Origin of the sequence: Deferribacter autotrophicus, assembly GCF_008362905.1 — a bacterium.
In the GTDB taxonomy this organism is placed as follows: domain Bacteria; phylum Chrysiogenota; class Deferribacteres; order Deferribacterales; family Deferribacteraceae; genus Deferribacter; species Deferribacter autotrophicus.
Genome location: NZ_VFJB01000002.1, coordinates 42755 through 65995, shown reverse-complemented (window position 1 = coordinate 65995; position 23241 = coordinate 42755). Strand labels below are relative to the sequence as shown.

Below are 23241 nucleotides of genomic sequence, written 5' to 3'. Positions count from 1 at the left end.
TATAATTTTAACAAGTATTTCAGTAGGGGTGGAAGATGATAAATCCATTTGATGCTTTGGATTTGATACTATCAAATGTCGAGGAAGTTGGGTATGAAGTTATTCCTGTGTTTGATGCTATGAATAGAGTTGCTTATGAAAATGTTAAATCAAAGGTAAATTTACCCGGATTTGATAATTCGGCTATGGATGGATTTGCTTTTAAGTATGAAGATTTAGAAAAATGTAACGGTAAATTTCAAATTCAAGGGACAATTTCTGCTGGTGATTTTAATGATTATAAAATTGAAAATGATTGTGAATGCTACAGGATAATGACTGGTGCTAAAGTGCCTGAGGGTGCTGATACTGTGGTGGAATTTGAAAAAGTCGATGAAAAGGATGGTTTTATTATTTTACAGGATGAAATAAAAAGAGGGAAAAATGTTAGAAAAATTGGTGAAGATATAAAGGTGGGTGATGAGATAGATATAAAGGGGAAATTTTTAAAGTCGTGGGATATTTCGAGATTGATTAGTTGTGGTATTTTTAATGTTAAAGTGTACAGACGTTTGAAGGTAGCGGTTGTGGCTACTGGTGATGAGCTATTAGTTCCAGGTGAAATTCCCAATAGTGAAAAGATTTATGATGCAAATAGTTATAATATAAAGCTTTTACTTCAAAATTACGGTATCGATGCATCCTATTTTGGTGTTGCAAAAGATGATTCGGATGAGTTTTTGAAGCTATTTGACCAATTTAAGGATTACGATGCGGTTATTAGTAGTGCTGGTATCTCTTTTGGGGATTTTGATGTTGTTACCAATGCTTTTGAGAAGAGAGGAACCAAATGGTTATTTAAAAATGTTAAACAGAAACCTGGCAAACCTTTCTCTTTTGCGTTAATTGATGGGAAAATACCGTTTTTTGCTTTACCTGGAAATCCTGTAAGTGCTTTTTTCTGTACGTTTTTTTATGTATTACCTGTGTTAAGAAAAATGCTTGGATTCAAAAAATATACAAACAGTTTTGTGTATGCAAAGCTTATGGGTAATATGACGAAAAAAAATAAACGTTTTCATTTTAATCGTGTAAGTGTAAAATTAAATGATGGAGAGTTTTTGGCTTTTCCTTTCAGAACACAGGATTCACACGTGATAAGTTCCATATTTTTCGGTAATGCGTTTGCGGTGATAGAAGATGAAAGGGTTGGTGAGATACCCGCAGGGGAAAGATTGAAATGTTATCTTTATGATCATGAGTCAATTTTTTAAAAAGTATGATAAGCTGTATGAAGATGATGATATATTGGTGGTTTGCAAGGATCATGGTGTTCTTGTAATCCCTGACAGGTATGATAAGGATCTGTTTAATTTGAAAAATCATTTTGATGATGTGTATGGTAAGATTTTCGTAGTTCATCGTCTTGATGCTGGTACGGGTGGCTTGGTTGTTTTTGCAAAAAACAGTTTTGCCCATAAAAAATTATCACTGCAGTTTCAAAATAATGCAGTAAAAAAGAAATATTTTTGCATTACTGAGGGGGTGTTAAAATATCCGTTTACGACATTGTTGCCCATATCAAAGCGAAACTATCATGGTAAGTATAAAATCAATTTTAAGAGTGGTAGAAAATCGATAACAACTTTTTATCCGCTATCTTATAATGAAAGATATTCCTTTGTTGAAGCTGTTCCGAAAACGGGTAGATCACATCAGATAAGAGTTCATTTAAAGGCCTATAAAACTCCGCTGATGCAAGATTATTTGTACAATAAAAAGATTGATGATAAAAGATTAACACTTTTTGCGTATTTTTTGGAATTTGAACATCCAGCAACAGGAAAAACCGTTCAATTTAAAGCAAAGTTATTTGATTTTATGGAAGAAAAATTAAAAGAAGCTGGATTATCTTATTTATAAGATAGCGCTTTATCAGGAGATGAGAAAATGAGATTAGTTGTGGTTGATTCAGAAAGATGTGTAGGATGTCAAAGTTGTATGTTTGCTTGTTCAAGAAGTCATGGGGAAGCAGGTTTGTCAAAAACTTGTATCATGGTCAGGTCTGTTGGGGGGATGGAGTATGGTTTTGTTATTGTTGTATGTAGGGCTTGTGAAAATCCGTCTTGTATAAAAGTTTGTCCTACTAATGCTTTAAGTCGGAGGGGAAGAGGTGGGGTTCATCTGGATATTTCAAAATGTATAGGATGTGGGAATTGTCGTGATGCATGTCCAATTGGTGCGGTTTTTTGGGATGATGAAATTAATAAACCGATGATTTGTTCGCATTGCGGTTATTGTGTAAACTTTTGTCCTCATGGTGTTTTAAAAATGGAAAAAGGGGAGGGGAGACATGCTTAAAAATGATTCATTTGCTAATGTTCTTTACATAGATCTTACCGAAAAACGGTTCTGGATTGAGAGAAGGGAAGATCTTTTTAACGAGAATATAGGTGGTTCAGGTGTCGCTATTTCTCTTCTTCATGAAGAATGTCCGGAAAATTGTGATCCCTTATCGCCAGAAAATCCTATTATTTTTGCAGTGGGACCTTTAACCGGATTATTCCCTTTGGCATCAAAAACCGTTGCTATGTTTAAGTCTCCTCATACAAATAATCTTGGTGAAAGTCATTGCGGTGGACGAAGTGCTATTGCCATTCGAATGGCCGGTTATGGAGCGATTGTTATAAGAGGTAGAAGCGATTTCCCCGTGTATATTGCCATTCATGGGAATAAGGTTTATTTCCGTGATGCTTCCGCTCTTTGGGGTATGAGGAGTAGTTTTACAGCTGGAAGGATAATAAGGGAAAAAGAGCCGGGAGAGGGATTAAGAACGATAATGCGTATCGGCAGGGCCGGGGAAAAACAGGTATCATATGCGTGTGTAACTACAGAAACTTATCGCCATTTTGGTAGACTTGGTTTAGGTGCTGTATTTGGTAGCAAAAATCTAAAAGCGATAATTATTTCAGGAAAAAGGTCTTTACCTGTTGTTGATAACAAACAATACAAAAGGCTCTATTCGGATATTTACAAAGTCGCTGTTTCAACACCGGCAATGAAAAAATACCATGATTTGGGGACGCCACAAAATGTTCTTCCTTTAAATGAGCTTGGAGGATTGCCCACTCGTAATTTGAAAGAGACAAGATTTGAAAAGGCAAGAGAATTGTCGGGGGAAAATTTTGCTGAGAATTATCTTGGGAGAAGGATTGCTTGCGCTCATTGTCCTGTGGGGTGTGTTCATATAGCAGTTTTGAGAGATCCTTATGGGGACGAGCCATATTTTTATAAAACATCCATGATTTCTTACGATTATGAACCGATTTATGCATTGGGATTTATGCTTGGTTTACCGGATGTTCCAAGTTTTCTAAAATTGATGGATAAAATTGAAGTTCTCGGGCTTGATGTAATGAGTGCCGGAGTTATTCTCGCTTGGGCAACTGAAGCTTTAGAACGTGGTATAATTTCTATTAAAGAAACAATGGGTGTAGAGTTTAAGTGGGGGGAACTTGACCAGTATCTAAAAGCTATTGATTTAATAGTGGAACAACCCAACGAATTTTATCAAGCTTTAGCGCGTGGAGTAGAGTATGCGTCTTCCAAATATGGAGGGAAAGATTTCGCTCTAGCTTTTGGTAAAAACGAAATGCCTGGCTATCATACGGGTCCGGCAGCACATTTGGGATATTCAATAGGTGCCAGACATAGCCATCTAGATAATGCCGGTTACAGTATAGACCAAAAAGTTCTTACGAAAAAGAGTTTAAGTCCAAGAGAGATGGCCGAAGCTCTAATTTCGGAAGAACAGTGGCGACAGATTTTATCAAGCTTGGTGATTTGTTTTTTTGCCAGAGAAGTATATAAGCCTGAAATTGTATCTGAATCATTAAAAGTTGCAGGTTTCGAATTGGGGATAGATGAATTAAAAGAGATTGGTAAAAAGATTTTTTATGAAAAATATAAATTTAAGTTTAGAGAAGGGTTTTCTTTTGATTCTCTTAGATTACCTAAAAGAATTTTTGAAACACCATCACCTTTGGGTAAATTGGATGAAGGATATATGCGTAGTGTGTTAGAGCATGTTAAAGAAATAATTAAATAGTTAGCCCTTTTTATGGGCTAATTTTTTTAAAGGTTAGAGTTTTGTTAAACTCTGTTTTTTCTGATTTCCATATCGATAAATTGACCAAAAATCAATGTGATGAGACTTAAAAAAGCACCCAATAAAAAGGATATTTTATAGTCAATGCTCCATAAAATACCGCCAATGACAGGGAAAATTACTGCTGCAATGTGATTGATTGTGAAGCCCACAGCCATACTTGGGGCGATATCCTTTGGATCAGCAATTTTTTGAAAAAATGTCCTGATAGCTATAGCAAAGTTAAAGAATATATGATCTAAAATGTACATCAATCCAACAAGAATTTTAGAGTTTGAAAAGGCATAAATAGAAAAAATAATGATTAGAGAAAAATATTCCAAGCTTAAAACCTTTCTTTCTCCAAACCTATTGATGGCTTTTCCGATTAATGGATTGATGAAATAATTTATGAGGTTGTTAATTACAAAGAGTGCCGATATTTCAACAACGGAAAAATGGAATTTTTTTACCAATAAAAAAACAGAAAAGGCCACAAATATCTGTCTTCTTGCACCGGCAAATAATGTTAAGACATAAAATAACCAGTACTTTTTTCTAAAAATCATCTTTTTTCTTTGTGGTGGTAGGTCGTTTCTAGTGGGATCAAAAAAGAGTGTTATTACTCCTAAGATTACAATGAAAATTCCTATGGCTGTGAAGATTTGAGTATATGTAAAATATCTTACAATAAAGAACAGTATGACTCCGATAAAAATATTTGTAAGAGCGGCTATGGATCTGAGTTTTGCAAATACAAGTGGTGCTTCAGATGTGTTGAAATATTGTAATGTGAGTGACTGGTTAAGTGTTTCGTAGTAATGAAACCCGAATGACATCACTAATGTTGTAAAAATTATGCCGTAAAATGTGGGTAGATATCCGGTAAGTCCTATACCAATTCCTAAAATTATTATTGAAGTGGAAGCCAATCTGTGTTCGGAAAATATTAGCAAAAGATAAATCACTAAAAGAGCGAGAAAGCCCGGGATTTCTCTGACTGATTGTATCACACCGATGTGGAAACCTTCTAGTTTTGCAACTTCCACAGCAAAATTGTTAAACAGAGTTCTCCAACCTTGAAGACCTGAAAAAGCAGCTAGGGTTAGAATTAACAAGAAGATATACATTTTAAGACTTTCTTTAGAAAAGCTAAAATTTTTCATGGAAGAAAAATATATATCAAATTTTTTTTATGTAAACAAAAATTTATTAATATTTGACAAATTTCAGAAAAATTTAATATACTATAATATGTTTATCACATTTATCATCTTCTTATTTTATGGTCTTTCATTTTTTATCTTGGGATTTGCCATCTTATTAAAAGATAAGAGATTTAGTAGATTAAAAATAGCTAACCATCTAAATTACATAGCTTTTTTCGGGATTTTGCACGGTATCCATGAATGGATTGATTTGTATATTTTAATGGAAAAAAACTGTATAAAATTGGAATCTTTAATTAATTGGTATCAAATTAAATTTTTTATCTTACTGTTGTCGTTTTTATTTTTGTTATATTTTGGAATTAGTACCATATCCATATTAGCGAAGTTAGAAGTTTCAAAAATTTATAGATATCTTTTTTTGGCAATTGGTTTTGGATTGTCGTTAGTTATTTATTATAATTCAATAAAGATGAAGAATGATATTCTGATTAGATATGTGTTTGGTTTTTCATCTGCCGTTATATCTGGTGTGAGTTTTTTAATTATTTATGCAAAATTTAGAAGCAAGCATATATTTGGATACAAAAATCTAATGTTTTGTGGTTACTCATTTATTGGATATGGAATTTTTAGTGGTTTATTTCCTTCTAATTTTCATTTTGGGATTGTTTATGTAGCAATGATTAGAGGGATATTTGCCATATTAATATTTATTTTTCTTTTTAAATTCTTAAAAGTTTTCGATGATGAATATATCCAGCATATAGAAGATAATTTAAGGTCTCTTGCTTTAAATGATAGATTGTCATCTATTGGAAGATTAGCAATGGGAATTGCTCATGAAATAAATACTCCTCTTACAAATGCAACAATGATTGTGGAGATTTTAAAAAGCAAATTTAACGTCCAAGATAAAAAAATTTTAGAAAAACTTGATTCCTTAGAAAAAAATATTGACAGGGCCTCAACGATAGCAAAAGAGCTACTTCTGTTTTCTAAAGATGAGAAGATTCAATCATTTGAGAAAATAAATATTAAAGATATTATGGAAAATGTTAAGTTTTTTATAAAGAATCATGAGAAGTTTAAATTTGTTGTTTTTAATGTTGATAAAAATTGCTATTTCGAAGGGATAGCACATAAAATTGAAGAGGTGTTAATCAACCTGATAATGAATGCATTTGATGCTGTGGCAGAAAACCCTAAGATTGAAGTAAGTGCACATTGTAGTGACAAAAACATAATTTTATCAGTTAGTGATAACGGTGAAGGGGTAGATCCAGAAATACTGGATAAGATTTTTGATCCATTTTTTACAACAAAAAAACCTAATTATGGTACAGGTATGGGGCTTTATTTATGCTATAATATAGTTAAAATGCATAAAGGTGAAATATTGGTTGAGTCTGAATTAGGTAAAGGGACAACTTTCAAAATTATATTACCGAGATATCAAAATGAAATGCTCAATTTTAATTCTGGATGATGATATTGAATTATCTGAAAATATGAAAGAGTTGTTGGAAGATAGTGGCTTTGAAGTTATGGCCACGGATAATATTGATGAAGCGTTAAATCTAATAGAGGATTTCAGTCCTTCAGTTTTATTAGTAGATTATCTTATGCCTGATTTAGATGGTATTAGTTTCCTTAGTAGGATTAGAGAAAAAAACAAATGGATAAGGATAATATTAATGACAGCTTTTCCGTCCGTTGAGTTAGCTGTTGATGCTATAAAAAAGGGTGCAAATGATTTTATAGCAAAACCTTTTAAAAAGGATGAACTGATTACAAAAATTAATAAATCTCTTGAGGAATTGAAATTTATTTCAAACAGTTGTAACGAATCCGATATTGATGAGATATTAAACTGTTTATCGAACAAGATTAGGCGTGATATTTTACAGCTATTGTTTAAAAAGGATGAAATGCGTTTTATGGAGATTGTTAGAAGTTTGAATATGTCGGATCATACAAAGTTAAATTTTCATTTAAAGATTCTTATAAAGAATAAGCTTATTATACACAAAAATCAAATTTACAAGATTACTAAAAAAGGTATCAATGCATTACAATGTATAAAAAGATTAATATAGTTAACTATCAAAATTTTCTTTCAAACAATCATTTTAAGCACTGTCTCAGTTAGTAGTTCATTTGCTTACTTTTAAATGAAGAATATACAACATATTAATAATCAAAGAGTTTATTGATAGATGTGAAAAAAAATTCACAGAATATTTTATTATGTGACTATCTTTTATCTAGAATATATTTTTATCTAAATATATCTAAATTAATATGAGTGTGTCCTATAATTTATTTACGTGGAGGTGGTTATGAAAAAGTTTGTTTTATTGGTTTTGTCATTTTTACTTATTTTATGTTTTAGTGTGGTTGCTAGTGAGAAGAAAAAAGGTGTTGGATATGTTGGTTCTGAGGCATGTAGAAGCTGTCATGAGGACATTTATAATCTTTTTATTGAGTCTGGGCACCCATATAAGCTGAGGAAGGCTGAACTTGCTAAGAAAGCTGGTTTACCATTGCCTAAAGGGTACACGTGGGATGATATAGCTTATGTTATTGGGGGTAAAACTAAGAAAGCAAGATATATTGGTCTTGATGGATATATTATTACCACAGACAAAGAAGGTAATCCGATACCAACACAGTATAATTTGGCTAATGGTACATGGGTAAATTATCATGCTGGTGAGATTAAACCATATAAATGTGGTCCATGTCACATGACAAATTACTCTCCTGAAGGGCATCAAGATGGTAGACCTGGTATGATAGGTACTTGGTCATTTGATGGTATTCAGTGTGAGGAATGCCATGGACCTGCATCGGCACATGTGGCAAATCCAGAAGCTGTAAAGCCAATAATTGACACAAGTGCTAAGGCTTGTGGTAAATGCCATATCAGGGGATCTGCTGATAAAATACCTGCAAGTAAGGGTTTTATCAGACATCATGAGCAGTATAACGAGCTTCTTGCAGGAGCCCATAAAGATCTTAATTGTATAGAATGCCATGATCCTCATGCAAAGACTAAGGTCAGTATAAAGATAAAATGTGCGGATTGTCATGATAAGATAGCTGATGATTTTGCAAAAACTACTCATGGTAAGAGTCAAGTTGATTGTATAAGTTGCCATATGCCAAAAGCTGCAAAATCTGCTATAAAAGAAGCTAAGTATGTAGGTGATATAAGGTCTCATTTATTTAAAATTAACACTTCTGCAGATTATTCAATGTTTACAAAAGACGGTAAGTTTGCAAAAGGTGAACTTGGATTAGAGTACTCATGCTTAATTCCAGGTTGTCATGGTGGAATGACTAAAGAATGGGCAGCAAGGTATGCTAAGAAAATTCACAAATAAACTGAAATGAAAAAAAGCGCCATAATGGCGCTTTTTTTGTATTTTACGTTTTGGTATACATTGATTATATAGTTGCCACTGAAAAAGTGGCAACTAGTTGATAATAATTAATCTTTTTCCAATATTCCTATAAAAATTCCACCAGTTTTTGGATAGTTATTACAAAAAAAATGGGGGATAAAAGTTATACTATTACCTTATTTCGGGGGTTTTAAAGGGGGATGTAATCCCCCTTTAAGTCCTTTGTTGCTATTTCAAAAAATTATCATATAACACTTAAGCTTCATTTTTTCAGCAAACACTATATAATTTATTATTGAATATCTTTTTCAAGTTACTCTTTTTTTCATCATTTATAAATGTCCGTAATAAGTTGAGGCAATACATTTTTCTCACTCTCGCTCTACATCTAGTAGAAGCTCCGAGGCAAATGCCTCTAAAACCGCCGTCCGTGGAGGTTTTATGGGCATTTGAGCCTGAAAAATGTATTTCCTCAATTTGTGTGAATAAGGGAATTTGCAAAAATCGGGGTGATGCCAGAGGATCTTTCTGGAGTCACCCCATTTTTTGTAAAAGAGCAGTAATTTTATGAGTATTATCAGTATGTTACGCACTAAATACAGAGGAAAACATTTTTCTCATTCTCGTGGCACGTCCGGTGCCACTTGCGAGGCAGATTTCTCAAAAATCGCCATCCATGGCGATTTTTTGGAAACCTAAACCCGAAAAATATTTTCCTCTGTATTAGAAAATGTTATTTTGTGAATTTTGGGGTGACTCCAGAATGATCTTTTTGTTGACAAATAAAAGAAAATGGATATGCTTAATCATGGCGCTTGGATCCCTGGCGGGACCGAGACGGCTATAGAGAAACAATAGGGAATTGTTGCATATAAATAGCCTTCCGGTCACCGCCGGAAGGCTTTTTTTTTGTATGAGGTGATAGGATGAGTAAATATAAAGAGATTAAGAAGATTACTGTTAGTCATTTGAAAAAGATGAAGCAAGATGGTGAGAAGATAGCATGTCTCACTGCATATGATTATACTTCCGCTAAGCTTGTGGATTCAATTGGTGTGGATCTTGTTTTAGTGGGTGACTCGTTAGGTATGGTAATTAATGGTTATGAAAATACCCTTAGGGTTAGTCTTGATGAAATTATTTATCACACGAAGGCAGTCAAAAGAGGGTTAAAAAGAGCTTTTTTAGTAGCTGATATGCCTTTTGGGACTTATCATGTGAGTGATGAGGAAACCTTGAATAATTGTGTGAGAGTGATAAAGGAGTCAGGTGCTGAAGCTCTAAAACTTGAAGGTGGTAAGGAAATAGCGCCTTTAATCAAAAAAATAACTCAAGCTGGAATCAATGTGGTTGGACATATTGGATTGATGCCGCAATTTGTTCATGCTATGGGCGGTTATAAAATACAGGGTAGAGATGGCGGTGAAAAATTATTGGAAGATGCGAAGGCTTTGGAAGAAGCAGGTGTTTTTTCTATTGTTTTAGAAGGTGTGGTAGTGGATGTAGCAAAAAAGATAACAGAGTCAGTAAATGTGCCTACCATTGGAATAGGTTCAGGTAAATACTGTGACGGACAGATTCTTGTTTTTCATGATGTTTTCGGAATGTTTGATGATTTTGTTCCTAAATTTGTAAAAAGATATGCGGATGTAAAAAGAGTAATTGTAGAAGGTGGTACAAAGTACGTGAATGATGTAAAAAACTCTGAATTTCCTGATGATGAACATTCTTTTTTCTAAAAATAAGGTGGGAAAATGAAAGTTGTTAAAACAAAAAAAGAAATGAAAAAAATCTCTGATGATTACAGAAAAGAAGGTAAAAGTATAGGCTTTGTACCGACAATGGGATATCTGCATGCTGGGCATTTATCCCTTGTGAGAGCTGCCAAGAAAGATAATGATGTGGTAGTAGTCAGTATTTTTGTAAATCCGCTTCAATTTGGTCCGCAAGAAGATTTAGACAGATATCCGAGAGATTTCGAAAGGGACTGTTCTTTATTGGAAAAAGAAGGGGTGGATATATTATTTTATCCTGATGTGCAAGAAATGTATCCTGATAGATTTTTGACAAAGGTCTCTGTTAAAGAAATTACAGAAATTCTTTGTGGTGCAAGTAGGCCAGGGCATTTTGATGGTGTATGCACTGTGGTGACAAAGCTTTTTAATATTGTTAAGCCTCATAGGGCATATTTTGGGAAAAAAGATTATCAGCAGTTAAAGGTGATAGAAAAGTTTGTGGAAGATCTTGATATGGATGTTGAAGTAATTGGAATGCCCATTGTGAGAGAGAGTGATGGGCTTGCTATGAGCTCAAGAAACGTTTATTTGAGTGATGATGAGAGAAAATCAGCTTTAAGTTTAAACAAATCTTTTGATGTGGTTAAAGCTGCCCTTGATGAAGGGGTTAGAGATGTTAGTGAAATAAAGAGAAGAGTGCATGAGTTTATAAGTTCACATCCTTACACGAAGATTGATTATATAGAAATTGTAGATCCTGAAACTTTGGAAAAGTTGGATGTGATAAATAAGCCTTTTCTTTTAGCTTTAGCTGTTTTTGTTGGAAAGGCAAGATTAATAGATAATAATATATTTGAGGTGTGATATGAAGAGAATTATGTTTAAGTCAAAAATTCACAGGGCTACTGTGACAGATGCAGATTTACACTATGAAGGTAGTATTACCATCGATAAAGAGTTGATGGATGCTGCAGGTATTTTACCTTATGAGAAGGTAGATATTTACAATATTACAAATGGTGCAAGATTTTCTACTTATACCATTGAAGGAAGACCAGGTAGTGGAGAAATATGTTTGAATGGTGCTGCAGCAAGAATGGTGCAACCAGGAGATATGGTAATAATTGTATCCTATGGTTTATATGATGAGGAAGAGCTAAAAGATTTGAGACCTGTTGTAATACAAGTGGATGAGAAGAACAGGATTATCAGAAAAGAAGAAACAGCTCTTGTTTAAGTGATTGTGGTAGTATAGGCGAAAGTAAAGTAATGCGTTTAAAAATTTTGGATGTTACCCCAATTTTTTATAAGCAGGAGAATTATTTTTATAATTATCAATTGTTTAGTCTGAAATAAGTTGAGGAAATACATTTTTCTCAATTTGTGTGAACAGGATTATTTGCAAAAATTGGGGTGACTCCAGTAAAAATTTTAGTTGAAATGTAATTTGTAATTTGTTAAAATTAAATTAGAAAAACAGTTTCTTATTGCCCGGCTGTTTCTATGCTTCTACCCTCCTCCCCTCTGAAGCAATCAGCCGGGATTTTTTTGTTTGGTATTTGCTATTGGCTCTTTTTTTGTTCTGGATAACAAAGAATTTCTTCCTCCCCATCTTCCTATCTCCCCTTTTACCCCTAATATCCCCATAACATAATTACATTTTTTGATGAGATTGATAGCAGTATGGTGCAATATTTTATTTAAAAGTTTTAGTTAAACGGAGGGATAAGAAGTTATAAAGACGTCATCAACATTTTTAAGAATTATGTCCCTAATCATTTCAAAACTGAGCAAAAGTACATGGAGAAATATAATTATCCTGATGTAAAAATACATAAGTTGGAGTATGAAAAGTTTAGAAAAGAATTTGCGGTAAGAAGAGATTGAAAATATTTAAAAGTGTGACGTTTAAAGAGGGAATAGAGATTTTAGATTCGTTAAAAGAATGGTATACTTATAGGGTGTATGTTAAAAAATTTAATGTAATTATGGTATGTTATTTAAGAAACTGTATTGATGAAAAATAAATGTAAATTATTTTTAATTATGTTCGATATAATAAATGTATTATAATAGGGTTTTATATAGCTTAGGGGGTTAAACGTGAGCCTTAAATTGAAATTAGCTATGATTATCTCTGTTGTTATGATTATTTCTTTTAGTATCTTGTTTATTTTTAGTGCAAAAGAGGCAAGAAAAGCTGCAATAGCATCTCAAGTAGAAAGAGCCAGAAACATTATTGTGGTTGCAGAAGGGGTAAGGGAGTTTATGGCTGAGAAGTGGAAAGCTGGAGTTTATGATTTTGATGAGATAAAAAAAGATGTAAATAAGTTTCTTTATGCAGTTCCAGTGGTGAGTTCTATAAGAATTGTAAGGGAAAAAGCTGAGGAGCTTGGGATAAAATTTAAAGTGCCTAAAATTTCTCCAAGAAATCCTGAAAATGCGCCGGACGAAGAAGAGATAAAAATACTTAATGAATTAAAGAAAATGGATAAAGGAACCGGTAATACTCCTGAAAAAGTGATAGTTGATAAAAAAAGTGGTTATATTAGGTATTTTAAGGCTGTGAGGCTTACTAAAGAGTGTGAATGGTGTCATGGTAATCCTGCTGATAGTATTAAATACTGGGGTAATGATAAGGGGCTTGATCCCACTGGTGTAAAAATGGAAGGGTGGAAAGCAGGAGAGGTGCATGGAGCCTTTGAAATTTTTATTCCTTTAAAACCTATTATTGCAATGGTTAATAAAAATTTGATGCGTGATTTTACAGTTCTTATAATAATTCTTTTTATTGTAATAGGTGTGTTATACTGGATGAATTCTAAAATGATATTCTCTAGATTTGACAAGATAAACGCAGCTCTTACACAGATTGCTGGTGGTGATTTTACTGTAAAATTAAATGTTGAGTATGATGATGAGGTTGGTGCAGTTGCTAAAGCTGTTAATAAAATGGTGGATGATATAAAAAGTGTTTTAGAAGTGGTGTCAGAATCTGTAGGTTCTCTTGCCTCAGCTTCTGCTGAGCTTTCATCCAACTCTGAAGCAATCGCAGCAGGGGCTCAGGAACAGGCTGAGCAGGCAGCTACAACAGCAAGTGCTGTGGAAGAAGTAAGTGCCACTGTATCTGAAGTGGCTCAGAATGCTGCCAATGTGGCAAATAGTGCAAATGAAGCCAGAGAATCTGTTATAAAAGGGCATGCTTTAGTTGAGGAAACAAAGGTAATGATGGATCAAATTGCTCATACAGTTCAACAGGCTGCTGAAACAGTTAAAACTCTTGGGGACTCTAGTGAGCAGATAGGTGAAATTATACAGGTGATTAATGATATTGCAGATCAGACTAATTTACTTGCCCTGAATGCTGCCATTGAAGCTGCAAGGGCCGGTGAGCATGGAAGAGGATTTGCTGTGGTAGCTGATGAAGTGAGAAAACTTGCCGAAAAAACTGTAAAGGCTACAAAAGATATTACGGAAATGATTCAAAATATTCAGGCGGATACTGGTGGTGCTGTGGCCAGTATGGCAGAAGGTGTGGAACAGGTAGAGCTTGGTAAAGCCAAGGCGGAAGAAGCTAAAGAAGCTCTTGATGTTATAAAGAATAATGTTGAAAATGTATCCTTAGAAGTTGAAAATATTGCAAGAGCTACTGATGAGCAGGCAAAAGCCACTGAAATGATGGCACAATCTGTAGAGAGTATATCTAAAATTACCAATGAGAATTCCATTGCTGCCCAGGAGATGGCAAAGGCTGTGGACATGCTTTCAAATCTTGCAAATGAACTTCAAATTCAGATAAGTAAGTTTAAGATATAGAAAATTGTATATTGATGAAGTTGAGACGTTTAATTCAACGTCTCAACTTCATTTAGCTTTAAATTACAAATAGTTAGTTATCATTGATTTTTAGTTGGTTTTCACTTATAAAACCTTTATGGACAAAATCTATAAACCTTATTGTCAGGTTCTAAAAGAAGTTTTTCTTTATGGCGATTTACTAAAAATTAAACGGATAAATATTTTTTGTCATGATTTAGATGAAATAGCCAATTTTAATATTAATGAGATCTATAAATCTGATTCAATAGTGGAATCTGTAATTGATAAGGACATATTATTTAATAATTATAAAAGAATGATAACGGGCCAAATTGATAATTTTAGTGATATTGTTAGATTTCAGGCTAAGGATAATAAAATAATTGATCTTAGTTTTTATTCATCAGTAATTGAGAGAAAAGAGAATGGTGTTGTTGTTTTAGAGTTTATTGAAGAGAGTGAGCAGATTTATAAGGAAATCTTTAATGGATTAATAAAAAATAAGTTTGTTGGTGTTGTTGTTTATTATGATGATAAAATAGAATTTATCGATGAAGGATTTAAATATATTACCAATTTTAACGAAGATGATGTAAAAGGGATGAATTTTTCATCATTATTTCACGACTATGTTGTAGATACTATTAAGCATTTTGATTCATTACGTAAAAGTGGGAAGTTTTTAGAGAAACATTATAATTTAATGCCTATTAAAACTAAATCTGGCTATTTTAAATATGTAGCAGCACATGATATAACCATTAGATTTAAAGGTCAGCTTGCAGGCTGTATGACATTGGTTGATGTTACGGAAGAGAAATACTTAAAAGATTTCTATCAGATTTTAAATGGTATAAATAAATTAATATTTACCTCAAAAACAATTGAAGAATTTTTTCAATCAGTTTGTCAATATTTGGCTTCTTTACAAAATATTAGACTGGCATGGATTGGTGAATTATCTGGAAATAAAATAAAGCCTATTGTTGTAGCTGGTTATGATGAAGGCTATACAAAATATTTAGAGATTTCTATTGCATCAGAGGTGAAAGGGGCATCTGTTCCTGCGGCTACAGCAATCAGAAGTGGGGAAATTTCAATAAACCCTAATACAGAAAAGAATCCAAACGTTGAAATCTGGCGAGATGAGATGTTAGAAAGGAGATTTTATTCATCTTGTGCAATTCCAATAATGTTTGAGGATGAATATAAGTATGTGTTAAATCTCTACTCAGGGGAGCCATACTATTTCAATAAAAATTTGATGTCTATTTTAAAAAGTATTCAAAGGGATATAACGTTTTTCTTAAAAAATATTAAGGAATTGGAATTTAAAGAATTTTTATATAGAGCTATTGAAAATACACATGATTGGGTGATGATAACCGATAAAAATGGAGTTATTGAGTATGTAAATAATGCTGTTGAAAAAATAAGTGGTTATAAAAAAGAAGAAGTATTAGGTAAAACTCCATCAATTTTTAAATCTGGTTTGTATGGTAAGAAATTTTATAAAAAGTTTTGGGATAGTTTGTTGAAAGGAGAGGTTTATAAAGGGATTGTTATAAATAAGAGGAAAAATGGAGAATTGTTTCAGCTTGATCATACAATTATTCCGATTGTTGAAAATGGTGAAGTAAAGAAGTTTGTATCTATTGCAAAAGATATTTCTAAAGAACTTGCTTTGGAACAGGAAATTTTGAGGTTCAAATTTCAAGATTTACGAACAGGTTTGCTAAATAGACAAGGGTTTATTAAAGAGGTAAGAAAAGAGATTGATAAATATAGAAACATAAAACCATTGAAGGCAATAATTGTCATTGATATTTTTGGTTTTTCTCATTTAAATGAAATATATGGCGCTTCTATTTGTGATAACTTATTGATTAAATTAGGTGAAAAATTAAAAGAGACTTTTTTCAGCAATGATATAATAGGAAGGACTGGTAGTGATGAGTTTGCAGTATTTTTGATGATGAATGATTCAAATGAGTTATCAATAATGCTGAAAAAAGTGTATGATTTATTGGAAAAACCTTTAAAGATTGATAGTGGGGAAAAGATAAAAGTAAACGTTAATATTGGTATTAAAACATTTGAATTTGTAAATGAAGATATTACAGATGTTTTATATAAGGCTGAACTTGCCTTAAATATTGCAAAGAAAGATGGAGAAAACAGATTTAGGTTTTACAATGAAGAGCTTAACAAAGAAATTACAGAATATTTTGATAATATGAAAATGATTATAAAAGCCTTGGAAGAAAAGAGGTTTGTTTTTTATTTACAGCCGATTTATGATACCACTACGCTAAATGTAACAGGCTTTGAAGCCCTTGTAAGGATAAATCATCCAGAAAAGGGGATAATTTTACCTGTAAAATTTATTGATATTGTGGAAAAATCAGCTCTTTTAAAAGATTTTGAAAAATATTTGTTTGAGATGATAGTTGATTATCTAAAGAAAATGTACTCTGTTTTTAACTGTTATTATAATATTGCAATTAACGTAAGTGTTAATTCATTTAAAACTAAGGATATATTGTTATATGCAAAAAATATTCCCCAAGAGCTTATAAGATTTGTGAATATTGAAGTAACTGAGAGAGTATTTGCAGAAAATACTGAAGATATAATTTATGTATTGAATGAGCTAAAATCGCTTGGATTTACAATTGAAATTGATGATTTTGGTACTGGTTATTCCTCTTTGAGTTACATAGAGAAAATACCTACCGATATTATAAAAATTGATATGTCTTTTGTAAGAAAAATAAATCAATGCTCAAAGACTAAAGCTGTTGTAAAGACAATTATAGAACTAGCTAAAGGACTTGGTTTGAAAACCATTGCAGAAGGGGTTGAAACTGCTGAGCAGTATAATATTTTAAAAGCGCTAGGATGTGATTTTGTCCAGGGGTATTATTTTGCAAAGCCTTTATCTTTAGATGATGTCTTGAGTTATATTAAAGAAAAAAAGCATATTTCCTAAAATAGCTATTTTAGGTTCTCTTAACTAAGGATAAGATTTAAAACTTATGATATTACAGGGTCTTATTTTAACATATAATCAATTGCTTTTTTATCGCGATTGTAAAAGAAATAACCGTTTCTTAATTTTTTTTCTACAATTAAGGTGGCTTCACCTATAATTACTTTTACGTTTGGATAAACCTCTTTTAAAACTTCGATTTTTGCATCTTTATGTTTTTTGACTTCTTCATAAAGTTCTCTTAGTTTGACATCTATTTGAAGTAATTTTTTTGTTAGTTCTTTCTTAACTTTTTTTAATTTTTCTATTTTATCTTTTAATTTATCTCTGACCAATGGGTTTTCAGCGTTACCTAAGTACAATCTGATTTTAGTTATCTGTTCGTTTATTGAGTTTTTTTCTACAATTAAATGCGAAATTTCACTTACTATTTTTGATGAAATTCCTGAAGTTACAACAGTTTTAGCGAAAGAAGGAGAGCCCAATACTTTAGCTTTTATCCCTTTTAAAGCACTGATTTTACCACCATATATCATTCCAGGATTTCCTGTTACTTCTACGAAGTCTTCAGTGAATATAATAGAATCTCTTATGTATTTTTTTACTGCAATCATCGATTCTGTGGTTATGTGTGCAAACTGAATATAGTTTGCAGTTATTTCCCCTTTTGCATTAATTATTAGTCTGTTGACAAAGCTCTTACCAGAAATTCCTTCAGAAACTTTGATATTACCTTTTGTAATTATATTGCCTGAAACGGACTTAACAATTACATCTCCTTCTGCTTTTACTGTGAAATCTGGTTTGATTTCACCTTTGATTATAACAGAACCTGGGAAATCTATGTTACCGGTAGAATAATCAACATCTCCGTTTACTACAAATGTTTTTGTTACATCGAGATTGAAGTGAAGTTTATCAAATTGTTGTATGGATAGTAATCCTTTGATTTTAGAAATAATTTTGTTTTCAATTCTTTCTAAATTTTCGCTTATTGTTACTTCAACTTCTTTTCCATCACTTGCTTCTATTATTTTACCTGTTACTGTGTAACCGTTTTCACCTTTTGAAGGAGAGATAATCATGGCAATTTCTTCATTTTCATCTACGATTAAAAGTTTTTTCTTAAATGCTTCTTTATAATCAACTTTGTCATATATTTCTTCAGCACCTAAAATTGATTCAAAAATATCTTCTGACTTGGTTTTAATTATTAACTCACCGTCACTACCATTTTTAGGAGGTTTTCCTTGTGCAACTAAAATAGAACTTTCAAGTGGTTTTTCATTTTTGAGATAGTAAACAATTCGGTCTAATTCTGCTTCTATGATACCGCTTTTAACTCCATGTTCATTCAAAAGATTTAAAAGGTAATTTTTGTCAATATCTCTCCTTGGGTTTTTGGGTATAAAAAGATAAGCTTTCATCTCATCATCAGAGATAATTACTTCAAACTCATCAGTGAAGATTTCATCGTAAAGTTTTCCAGATTTTCCGATGACTTCTTCTTTAACACTAAAATCTAACACATATTTTTCATCATTATCTTCAGGATTAATAGATATGATTTTGTATTCTAAGTCCGTAATATTGCGGTTAAAATATTTTTGAGCTTTTTGAAATGCCTCTTCTAATGATCTAGCTTTTATAATGTATCCCATATTAATCCGTGAACTCAAAAGCAGTATTATACAAATAATTATCAATTATGTGTTTATTTATTCTAAACTTTATAATATTTTCACTTATTAAATCAAGTAAAAAAACTACCTTTTTTCTCTCAAAATAAAAAAGTACTTTTAAAAACTCATTTTTTGGTAATTTTATTTGACTGCAAATATTATCTAAATTCAATTTATAAACTTTTTTGTTTAATTCTTTATTCAATTTAAGAAGATAAATGATTGTGACTAATTTGTGTTTAAAATATGCTATTTTAAAAAATGTATCAAAGTTTATTTTTATTAAATTAGAAGTTGATACTGCTCTTATTGCAGTTGTTCTCTTACCAAAATGAAATAATCCCATTTCTCCAAAGAAGATTTTAGGTTCAAGTTTGTTAATAGTTTTGAGTGAGCCTTTTTTATCTTTTATTAATACTTCAAGTTCACCGCTTAACAATAGATATGCAGAATCAGCAATATCACCTTGGTTAAACAAAAAATTACCAGATTCAATAGTTATTACTTCACCATATTTTTTTATCAGTTCTAATATTTTATCATTTAATTCGAATTTTTTAATGAGGTTATTAGAATTCATAAACACATTATAACAGAATTATAAAAAACTGAAAAGGTATAAATAAATGGAATAAGTGAAAAAAGATAGTATGGTTGACAATATTATTGTATTTGCACTTAAATTAGCATCTCCATTCATGGTGGAGGCGAGGACAAAATTTACTGTGGCTGAAGGGGTAGCTAAAAGGATAATAATAATTTTGCTTTTAAGATCGATAGGTATTTTCATAATAAAGATAATGATAAAACCAATTAATGGTAAAAAAATTAATTTAAACAAAGAGTTAATAATAGATAATTTTAAAGAAGATTTTAATTTATCAAAATTGATACTTGCACCAATGGCTAAAAGGGCGAGTGGAAGTGTAGCAGAAGAATTAATATTTAAAAATCTGTCAATGGATAATGGTATTTTAATTTTAAAAAAAGAAAAAATAATTCCAATAATACACCCGATTGCTAAAGGGTTAAATATTATTTGTTTAAAGATTTTTGATAAATTTTTCTTGGTTGAGCTAAATATGGTGAGAGATATAATTGATAAAAAGTTTACAAATGGGACAATGAATGCCATGTAAATACTTGCTATTACTAACCCTTTATCTCCGAAAGTAAAATAGGATACAGGTAGTCCTATATAGGCATAATTACCTCTAAAGCTGTTCATTATAAACGTACCTATTATTTTTGATTCTGTTTTAAAAATTTTTAAAAAGACGTAACTTATGAGTCCTACTGATACAATAGCAATATACATTATGCCTATATGTTTAAGACTTAAAGTAGTTTCAATGTTAGATTTTGCAATTTTGTAAAACAATTAATTTATTAGTTTTTTTGACAAAACTTTCATCAATAAAATTAAATTTTTTTAATAAGTTTCCAAAAAATATAGTTAGAAATATGGGTAATATGTTATTTATCATAAACTAAATATACTTTAGCTTTTTTGTAAGTAAAGAGTTTTATTTTTGTAAAGTTTTTAAGTAGTTATAATTTTATCCAAACTCCAAAATTACTTGAAAAAATAAACAATTATAAATATAATTATATGATGAAGTTCGATAGCTCAGTAATTTTGGAAAAAGTAAAAGATATTCCACCTTTACCTCAAATAGCCAGTAAAATTTTGGCAGTTATGAATTCTAAAGATTATTCTATCTCTGAAGTAGTGTATTATGCATCAAAGGATGTTGCTTTAACGGCGGAGATTTTAAAAGTGGCTAATTCTGCCATTTTTTCTCCAAGGGATGAGATAAAGGATTTAAGACATGCTATTGTTATATTAGGTGAGAAAAATTTAAAAAGTCTATTAGCTGCTCTTTCAATGAAAAGCTATTTTTATAAAAACGAACCGAAGAAGGATTTGGCCAATAAAATATGGGAACATTCTCTCAGTGTTGCGATTATGGCAAGGCTGTTAAGTCAGCATGTTACAGATGTTGACAGCAGTGAGGCTTTTCTATTAGGGATTCTGCATGATATTGGTAAAGTTATTTTACTCCTTACTACTGAGTTTTATGAAGAAATTGTGACAATTGCTAGGAAAACAAATGTTAATATTTGTGAAATAGAATCTAATTTGATAGGTTTCAATCATGCTGAAATTGGTGGTTATGTATTGAAAGAGTGGAAATTGCCTAGAACTTATTATGAAAAGGTATATTATCATCATGATGTTACAGAATATAATGATAAAATGATTGCATTGCTCGGGGTATCAAATTATTTGGTAAATACAAAGGGAATCGGTTTGAATTTATCTGATGAGGTTGTTTTTGAAAAAGGGATGAGTATTTTAAATTTAGATAATGATACTATTAACGGTGTTGTTGAAACTTTTTCTGAAATATACGAAATGGAGAGAAAGATTTTTACGGGTGATTAATGTATAATTTTGAGTTGAAGAATTATAAATATTTTTTAGAACATATACCATACGGAATAATTATTACTAAACTGGATGGTTCTATTATATTTGCAAATGATAAAATATCTGAGATTTTAAAAGTCGAAAAAAATGATTTATTGTACAAAAAGTCCTTTGAGTTTTATGTAAGTTTAGATGATAGGGAAAAGATATTAAATTTAATTGCCAAAGATGGTTATGTGACTAATTATAGGTTGTTTTTAAAAAGGAGTGATGGTGAGAAATTTCCAGCGCTCATAACTGTTACTAAATATGTTTGTGAAAATGAGCAAATAGAAGGCTTGATGGGGATAATCAATGATATTTCCGACTTATATGAAAAAGATAAAAATGTTCATTTATTTGCTGAGATTGTTAACAAAACGCCACATTTTGTTCTTATAACAGATAAAAAATTTAATATCTTACATACTAATAACTCTTTAAGAAAATTTCTAAAGAATCAGGTTTTAAAGATAGATGAATTACCCTTCTTTGATAATTTTAAAACACTTAAAGAAAAAATAATAACTTGTCTGAAAAAAGATGATTATTTTAATGAGACTTCATCTTTTGTCGATGAAGGGAAAAAGTATTATTTAACATATGTTGTTTTTAAAATAGAATTTGAAGAGGAAGATTTTTATGTATTTATTTTTAAGGATATAACTTATCAGATAATGTTAGAAGAAGAATTGGCTAAAAAGGCAAAGTTTGAGGCACTGGAGAGGATGGTTAGAGGTTTTGCCCACAGGATTAATAATGATCTAACTGGGATAATTACATATACAAATCTTTGTCAAAATAGACTTGGTGGAGATAGTGAAATTAATCTATACCTTGATAAAATTGAAGAAATAGCCGATGGTATTGCTGCTTTAATTGATAAGATGATGTTTTTTATTCAGATAAAGGATGTTTCAAAGGATGAGTTTAGAGTTGATAAAGCAATAAATGAGTTATTACAAGAGTATAAAGAAATTTTTGGATCTGACATTAGAATTGATACAGAATTTAAGTGTAAATGTTATGTAAGTTTAAATAAAGAAGTTTTCAAAAATATAATTTTTAGCCTAATAATGAACTCTATTGAGGCTTTTCAGGGTTTGAATAAAGATGAAAAGATTATAAGGATATCTGTAGATGAATATGTTTTTGAAAACCAAAACAGTTATCAGCTAAAAGAAGGTTCATATGCAAAGATAGAGATATATGATAATGCTTCAGGTATCAGAGAAGAAGATCTGGATAAAATTTTTGATCCTTTCTTTACCACTAAGAAACTTGATAGAAGTATGGGATTAGGCCTTTCTATGGTATATGGTTATATAAAGGATAATGGTGGCATTGTAACTGTAGAGAGTAAGTATGGTGAATATACAAAGTTTACAATATTTTTACCTGTTATAGAAAAAGAAGATATTAATGTTTATACTGCTGATGATAGCGATATAGTTGGTAGGATTTTTGTTTTGGATGATGAAGAGATAATTGTATTATCTTTAAAAGAGTTTTTAACAGCAAATGGTTATGAAGTAGTAAGTGCAACTTCTTTAAATGAAGCAATAAGAATGTTAGATGAGTTAAATAAACCATTTGACTTGATAATATCTGATATCATGTTAGATGATGGTAAGGGTTATGAATTTGTGAAAATGTATCAGGAGAGATTTGGTTTTTGTAACGTGATTTATGTTTCAGGCTTTATAGGTAGTGAAGTGCCTGATTTGCCTGGTGTGCAGTATGAATTTATAAAAAAACCCTTCAGACTTCCCGATATTCTTCAAAAGGTTGAAAAGCTTCTTGATAATTAATTCTTAATGCCATTTGATTTATA

General features: G+C 31.3%; 19 protein-coding genes. 15 read left to right on the top strand and 4 right to left on the bottom strand.

The window, feature by feature from the left end:
• Positions 1-35 precede the first annotated feature (35 nt).
• From FHQ18_RS01775 to FHQ18_RS01760, 4 genes are read left to right on the top strand one after another with little or no spacing between them, the layout of a single operon-like run.
• On the top strand, positions 36-1253 hold the full coding sequence (locus FHQ18_RS01775) for a molybdopterin molybdotransferase MoeA (RefSeq protein ID WP_149265459.1): 1218 nt from the start codon (positions 36-38) through the stop codon (positions 1251-1253).
• Complete coding sequence (locus tag FHQ18_RS01770; protein WP_149265458.1) at positions 1237-1902, top strand: RluA family pseudouridine synthase; 666 nt, start codon at positions 1237-1239, stop codon at positions 1900-1902. The genes FHQ18_RS01775 and FHQ18_RS01770 overlap by 17 nt, the downstream gene beginning before the upstream one ends.
• A 27-nt stretch (positions 1903-1929) precedes the next feature.
• A complete protein-coding gene (locus tag FHQ18_RS01765; RefSeq protein ID WP_149265457.1) occupies positions 1930-2340 on the top strand; it encodes a 4Fe-4S binding protein in 411 nt (136 codons plus the stop codon).
• Entirely contained in the window at positions 2333-4087 is a 1755-nt protein-coding gene (locus FHQ18_RS01760) for an aldehyde ferredoxin oxidoreductase family protein (protein ID WP_149265456.1), read from the top strand. The genes FHQ18_RS01765 and FHQ18_RS01760 overlap by 8 nt, the downstream gene beginning before the upstream one ends.
• A gap of 44 nt (positions 4088-4131) precedes the next feature.
• Here FHQ18_RS01760 and FHQ18_RS01755 read toward each other — a convergent pair whose 3' ends face one another.
• Positions 4132-5292 (bottom strand): MFS transporter, encoded by a 1161-nt coding sequence (locus tag FHQ18_RS01755; protein ID WP_149265455.1) that lies wholly within the window; start codon positions 5290-5292, stop codon positions 4132-4134.
• Between the two features lie 88 nt (positions 5293-5380).
• Here FHQ18_RS01755 and FHQ18_RS01750 point away from each other — a divergent pair, with 88 nt between their 5' ends.
• From FHQ18_RS01750 to FHQ18_RS01715, 9 genes are all read left to right on the top strand, one after another.
• Entirely contained in the window at positions 5381-6784 is a 1404-nt protein-coding gene (locus tag FHQ18_RS01750) for a sensor histidine kinase (protein WP_149265454.1), read from the top strand.
• Complete coding sequence (locus FHQ18_RS01745; protein ID WP_149265453.1) at positions 6756-7394, top strand: response regulator; 639 nt, start codon at positions 6756-6758, stop codon at positions 7392-7394. The genes FHQ18_RS01750 and FHQ18_RS01745 overlap by 29 nt, the downstream gene beginning before the upstream one ends.
• A 243-nt stretch (positions 7395-7637) precedes the next feature.
• The gene (locus FHQ18_RS01740; protein ID WP_149265452.1) at positions 7638-8684 is read left to right on the top strand and encodes a multiheme c-type cytochrome; all 1047 of its coding nucleotides are present in this window, start codon (positions 7638-7640) and stop codon (positions 8682-8684) included.
• A gap of 947 nt (positions 8685-9631) precedes the next feature.
• Positions 9632-10444: a 3-methyl-2-oxobutanoate hydroxymethyltransferase gene (panB, locus tag FHQ18_RS01735; RefSeq protein ID WP_149265451.1), complete on the top strand. Its 813-nt coding sequence runs from the start codon at positions 9632-9634 to the stop codon at positions 10442-10444.
• Positions 10445-10459: 15 nt separating this feature from the next.
• On the top strand, positions 10460-11305 hold the full coding sequence (gene panC, locus FHQ18_RS01730; RefSeq protein ID WP_149265450.1) for a pantoate--beta-alanine ligase: 846 nt from the start codon (positions 10460-10462) through the stop codon (positions 11303-11305).
• A 1-nt stretch (position 11306) separates the two neighbouring features.
• The gene (panD, locus tag FHQ18_RS01725) at positions 11307-11678 is read left to right on the top strand and encodes an aspartate 1-decarboxylase (RefSeq protein WP_149265449.1); all 372 of its coding nucleotides are present in this window, start codon (positions 11307-11309) and stop codon (positions 11676-11678) included.
• 664 nt (positions 11679-12342) lie between these two features.
• On the top strand, positions 12343-12468 hold the full coding sequence (locus tag FHQ18_RS12820) for a hypothetical protein (protein WP_281285437.1): 126 nt from the start codon (positions 12343-12345) through the stop codon (positions 12466-12468).
• Between the two features lie 76 nt (positions 12469-12544).
• Positions 12545-14257, top strand: coding sequence for a methyl-accepting chemotaxis protein (locus tag FHQ18_RS01720; RefSeq protein WP_149265448.1), 1713 nt, complete (start codon positions 12545-12547; stop codon positions 14255-14257).
• Positions 14258-14375: 118 nt separating this feature from the next.
• Positions 14376-17252, top strand: coding sequence for a bifunctional diguanylate cyclase/phosphodiesterase (locus tag FHQ18_RS01715; protein WP_149265447.1), 2877 nt, complete (start codon positions 14376-14378; stop codon positions 17250-17252).
• A gap of 62 nt (positions 17253-17314) precedes the next feature.
• Here the strand turns inward: FHQ18_RS01715 and FHQ18_RS01710 are convergent, their stop codons facing one another.
• The 3 genes from FHQ18_RS01710 to FHQ18_RS12940 are packed head-to-tail and all read right to left on the bottom strand — an operon-like array spanning position 17315 to position 20252.
• Positions 17315-18913 carry a flagellar assembly protein A gene (locus FHQ18_RS01710; RefSeq protein WP_149265446.1) on the bottom strand — a complete coding sequence of 533 codons (1599 nt, stop codon included), beginning with the start codon at positions 18911-18913 and terminating at the stop codon, positions 17315-17317.
• Between the two features lies 1 nt (position 18914).
• Positions 18915-19514: a cyclic nucleotide-binding domain-containing protein gene (locus FHQ18_RS01705; RefSeq protein ID WP_149265445.1), complete on the bottom strand. Its 600-nt coding sequence runs from the start codon at positions 19512-19514 to the stop codon at positions 18915-18917.
• 18 nt (positions 19515-19532) lie between these two features.
• On the bottom strand, positions 19533-20252 hold the full coding sequence (locus FHQ18_RS12940; protein WP_149265444.1) for an AEC family transporter: 720 nt from the start codon (positions 20250-20252) through the stop codon (positions 19533-19535).
• Between the two features lie 297 nt (positions 20253-20549).
• Here FHQ18_RS12940 and FHQ18_RS01695 point away from each other — a divergent pair, with 297 nt between their 5' ends.
• Positions 20550-21383, top strand: a complete 834-nt coding sequence (locus tag FHQ18_RS01695; RefSeq protein WP_188020315.1) for an HDOD domain-containing protein — start codon at positions 20550-20552, stop codon at positions 21381-21383.
• A complete protein-coding gene (locus FHQ18_RS01690) occupies positions 21383-23218 on the top strand; it encodes a PAS domain-containing hybrid sensor histidine kinase/response regulator (protein ID WP_149265442.1) in 1836 nt (611 codons plus the stop codon). The genes FHQ18_RS01695 and FHQ18_RS01690 overlap by 1 nt, the downstream gene beginning before the upstream one ends.
• Positions 23219-23241 lie beyond the last annotated feature (23 nt).

Excerpts from the sequence above, each read along its gene's own strand:
- FHQ18_RS01775 (WP_149265459.1), top strand. The coding sequence starts at position 36 with ATGATAAATCCATTTGATGCTTTGGATTTGATACTATCAAATGTCGAG.
- FHQ18_RS01770 (WP_149265458.1), top strand. The coding sequence starts at position 1,237 with ATGAGTCAATTTTTTAAAAAGTATGATAAGCTGTATGAAGATGATGAT.
- FHQ18_RS01765 (WP_149265457.1), top strand. The coding sequence starts at position 1,930 with ATGAGATTAGTTGTGGTTGATTCAGAAAGATGTGTAGGATGTCAAAGT.
- FHQ18_RS01760 (WP_149265456.1), top strand. The coding sequence starts at position 2,333 with ATGCTTAAAAATGATTCATTTGCTAATGTTCTTTACATAGATCTTACC.
- FHQ18_RS01755 (WP_149265455.1), bottom strand. The coding sequence starts at position 5,292 with ATGAAAAATTTTAGCTTTTCTAAAGAAAGTCTTAAAATGTATATCTTC.
- FHQ18_RS01750 (WP_149265454.1), top strand. The coding sequence starts at position 5,381 with ATGTTTATCACATTTATCATCTTCTTATTTTATGGTCTTTCATTTTTT.
- FHQ18_RS01745 (WP_149265453.1), top strand. The coding sequence starts at position 6,756 with ATGAAATGCTCAATTTTAATTCTGGATGATGATATTGAATTATCTGAA.
- FHQ18_RS01740 (WP_149265452.1), top strand. The coding sequence starts at position 7,638 with ATGAAAAAGTTTGTTTTATTGGTTTTGTCATTTTTACTTATTTTATGT.
- panB (WP_149265451.1), top strand. The coding sequence starts at position 9,632 with ATGAGTAAATATAAAGAGATTAAGAAGATTACTGTTAGTCATTTGAAA.
- panC (WP_149265450.1), top strand. The coding sequence starts at position 10,460 with ATGAAAGTTGTTAAAACAAAAAAAGAAATGAAAAAAATCTCTGATGAT.
- panD (WP_149265449.1), top strand. The coding sequence starts at position 11,307 with ATGAAGAGAATTATGTTTAAGTCAAAAATTCACAGGGCTACTGTGACA.
- FHQ18_RS01715 (WP_149265447.1), top strand. The coding sequence starts at position 14,376 with ATGGACAAAATCTATAAACCTTATTGTCAGGTTCTAAAAGAAGTTTTT.
- FHQ18_RS01710 (WP_149265446.1), bottom strand. The coding sequence starts at position 18,913 with ATGGGATACATTATAAAAGCTAGATCATTAGAAGAGGCATTTCAAAAA.
- FHQ18_RS01705 (WP_149265445.1), bottom strand. The coding sequence starts at position 19,514 with ATGAATTCTAATAACCTCATTAAAAAATTCGAATTAAATGATAAAATA.
- FHQ18_RS12940 (WP_149265444.1), bottom strand. The coding sequence starts at position 20,252 with ATGTATATTGCTATTGTATCAGTAGGACTCATAAGTTACGTCTTTTTA.
- FHQ18_RS01695 (WP_188020315.1), top strand. The coding sequence starts at position 20,550 with ATGAAGTTCGATAGCTCAGTAATTTTGGAAAAAGTAAAAGATATTCCA.
- FHQ18_RS01690 (WP_149265442.1), top strand. The coding sequence starts at position 21,383 with ATGTATAATTTTGAGTTGAAGAATTATAAATATTTTTTAGAACATATA.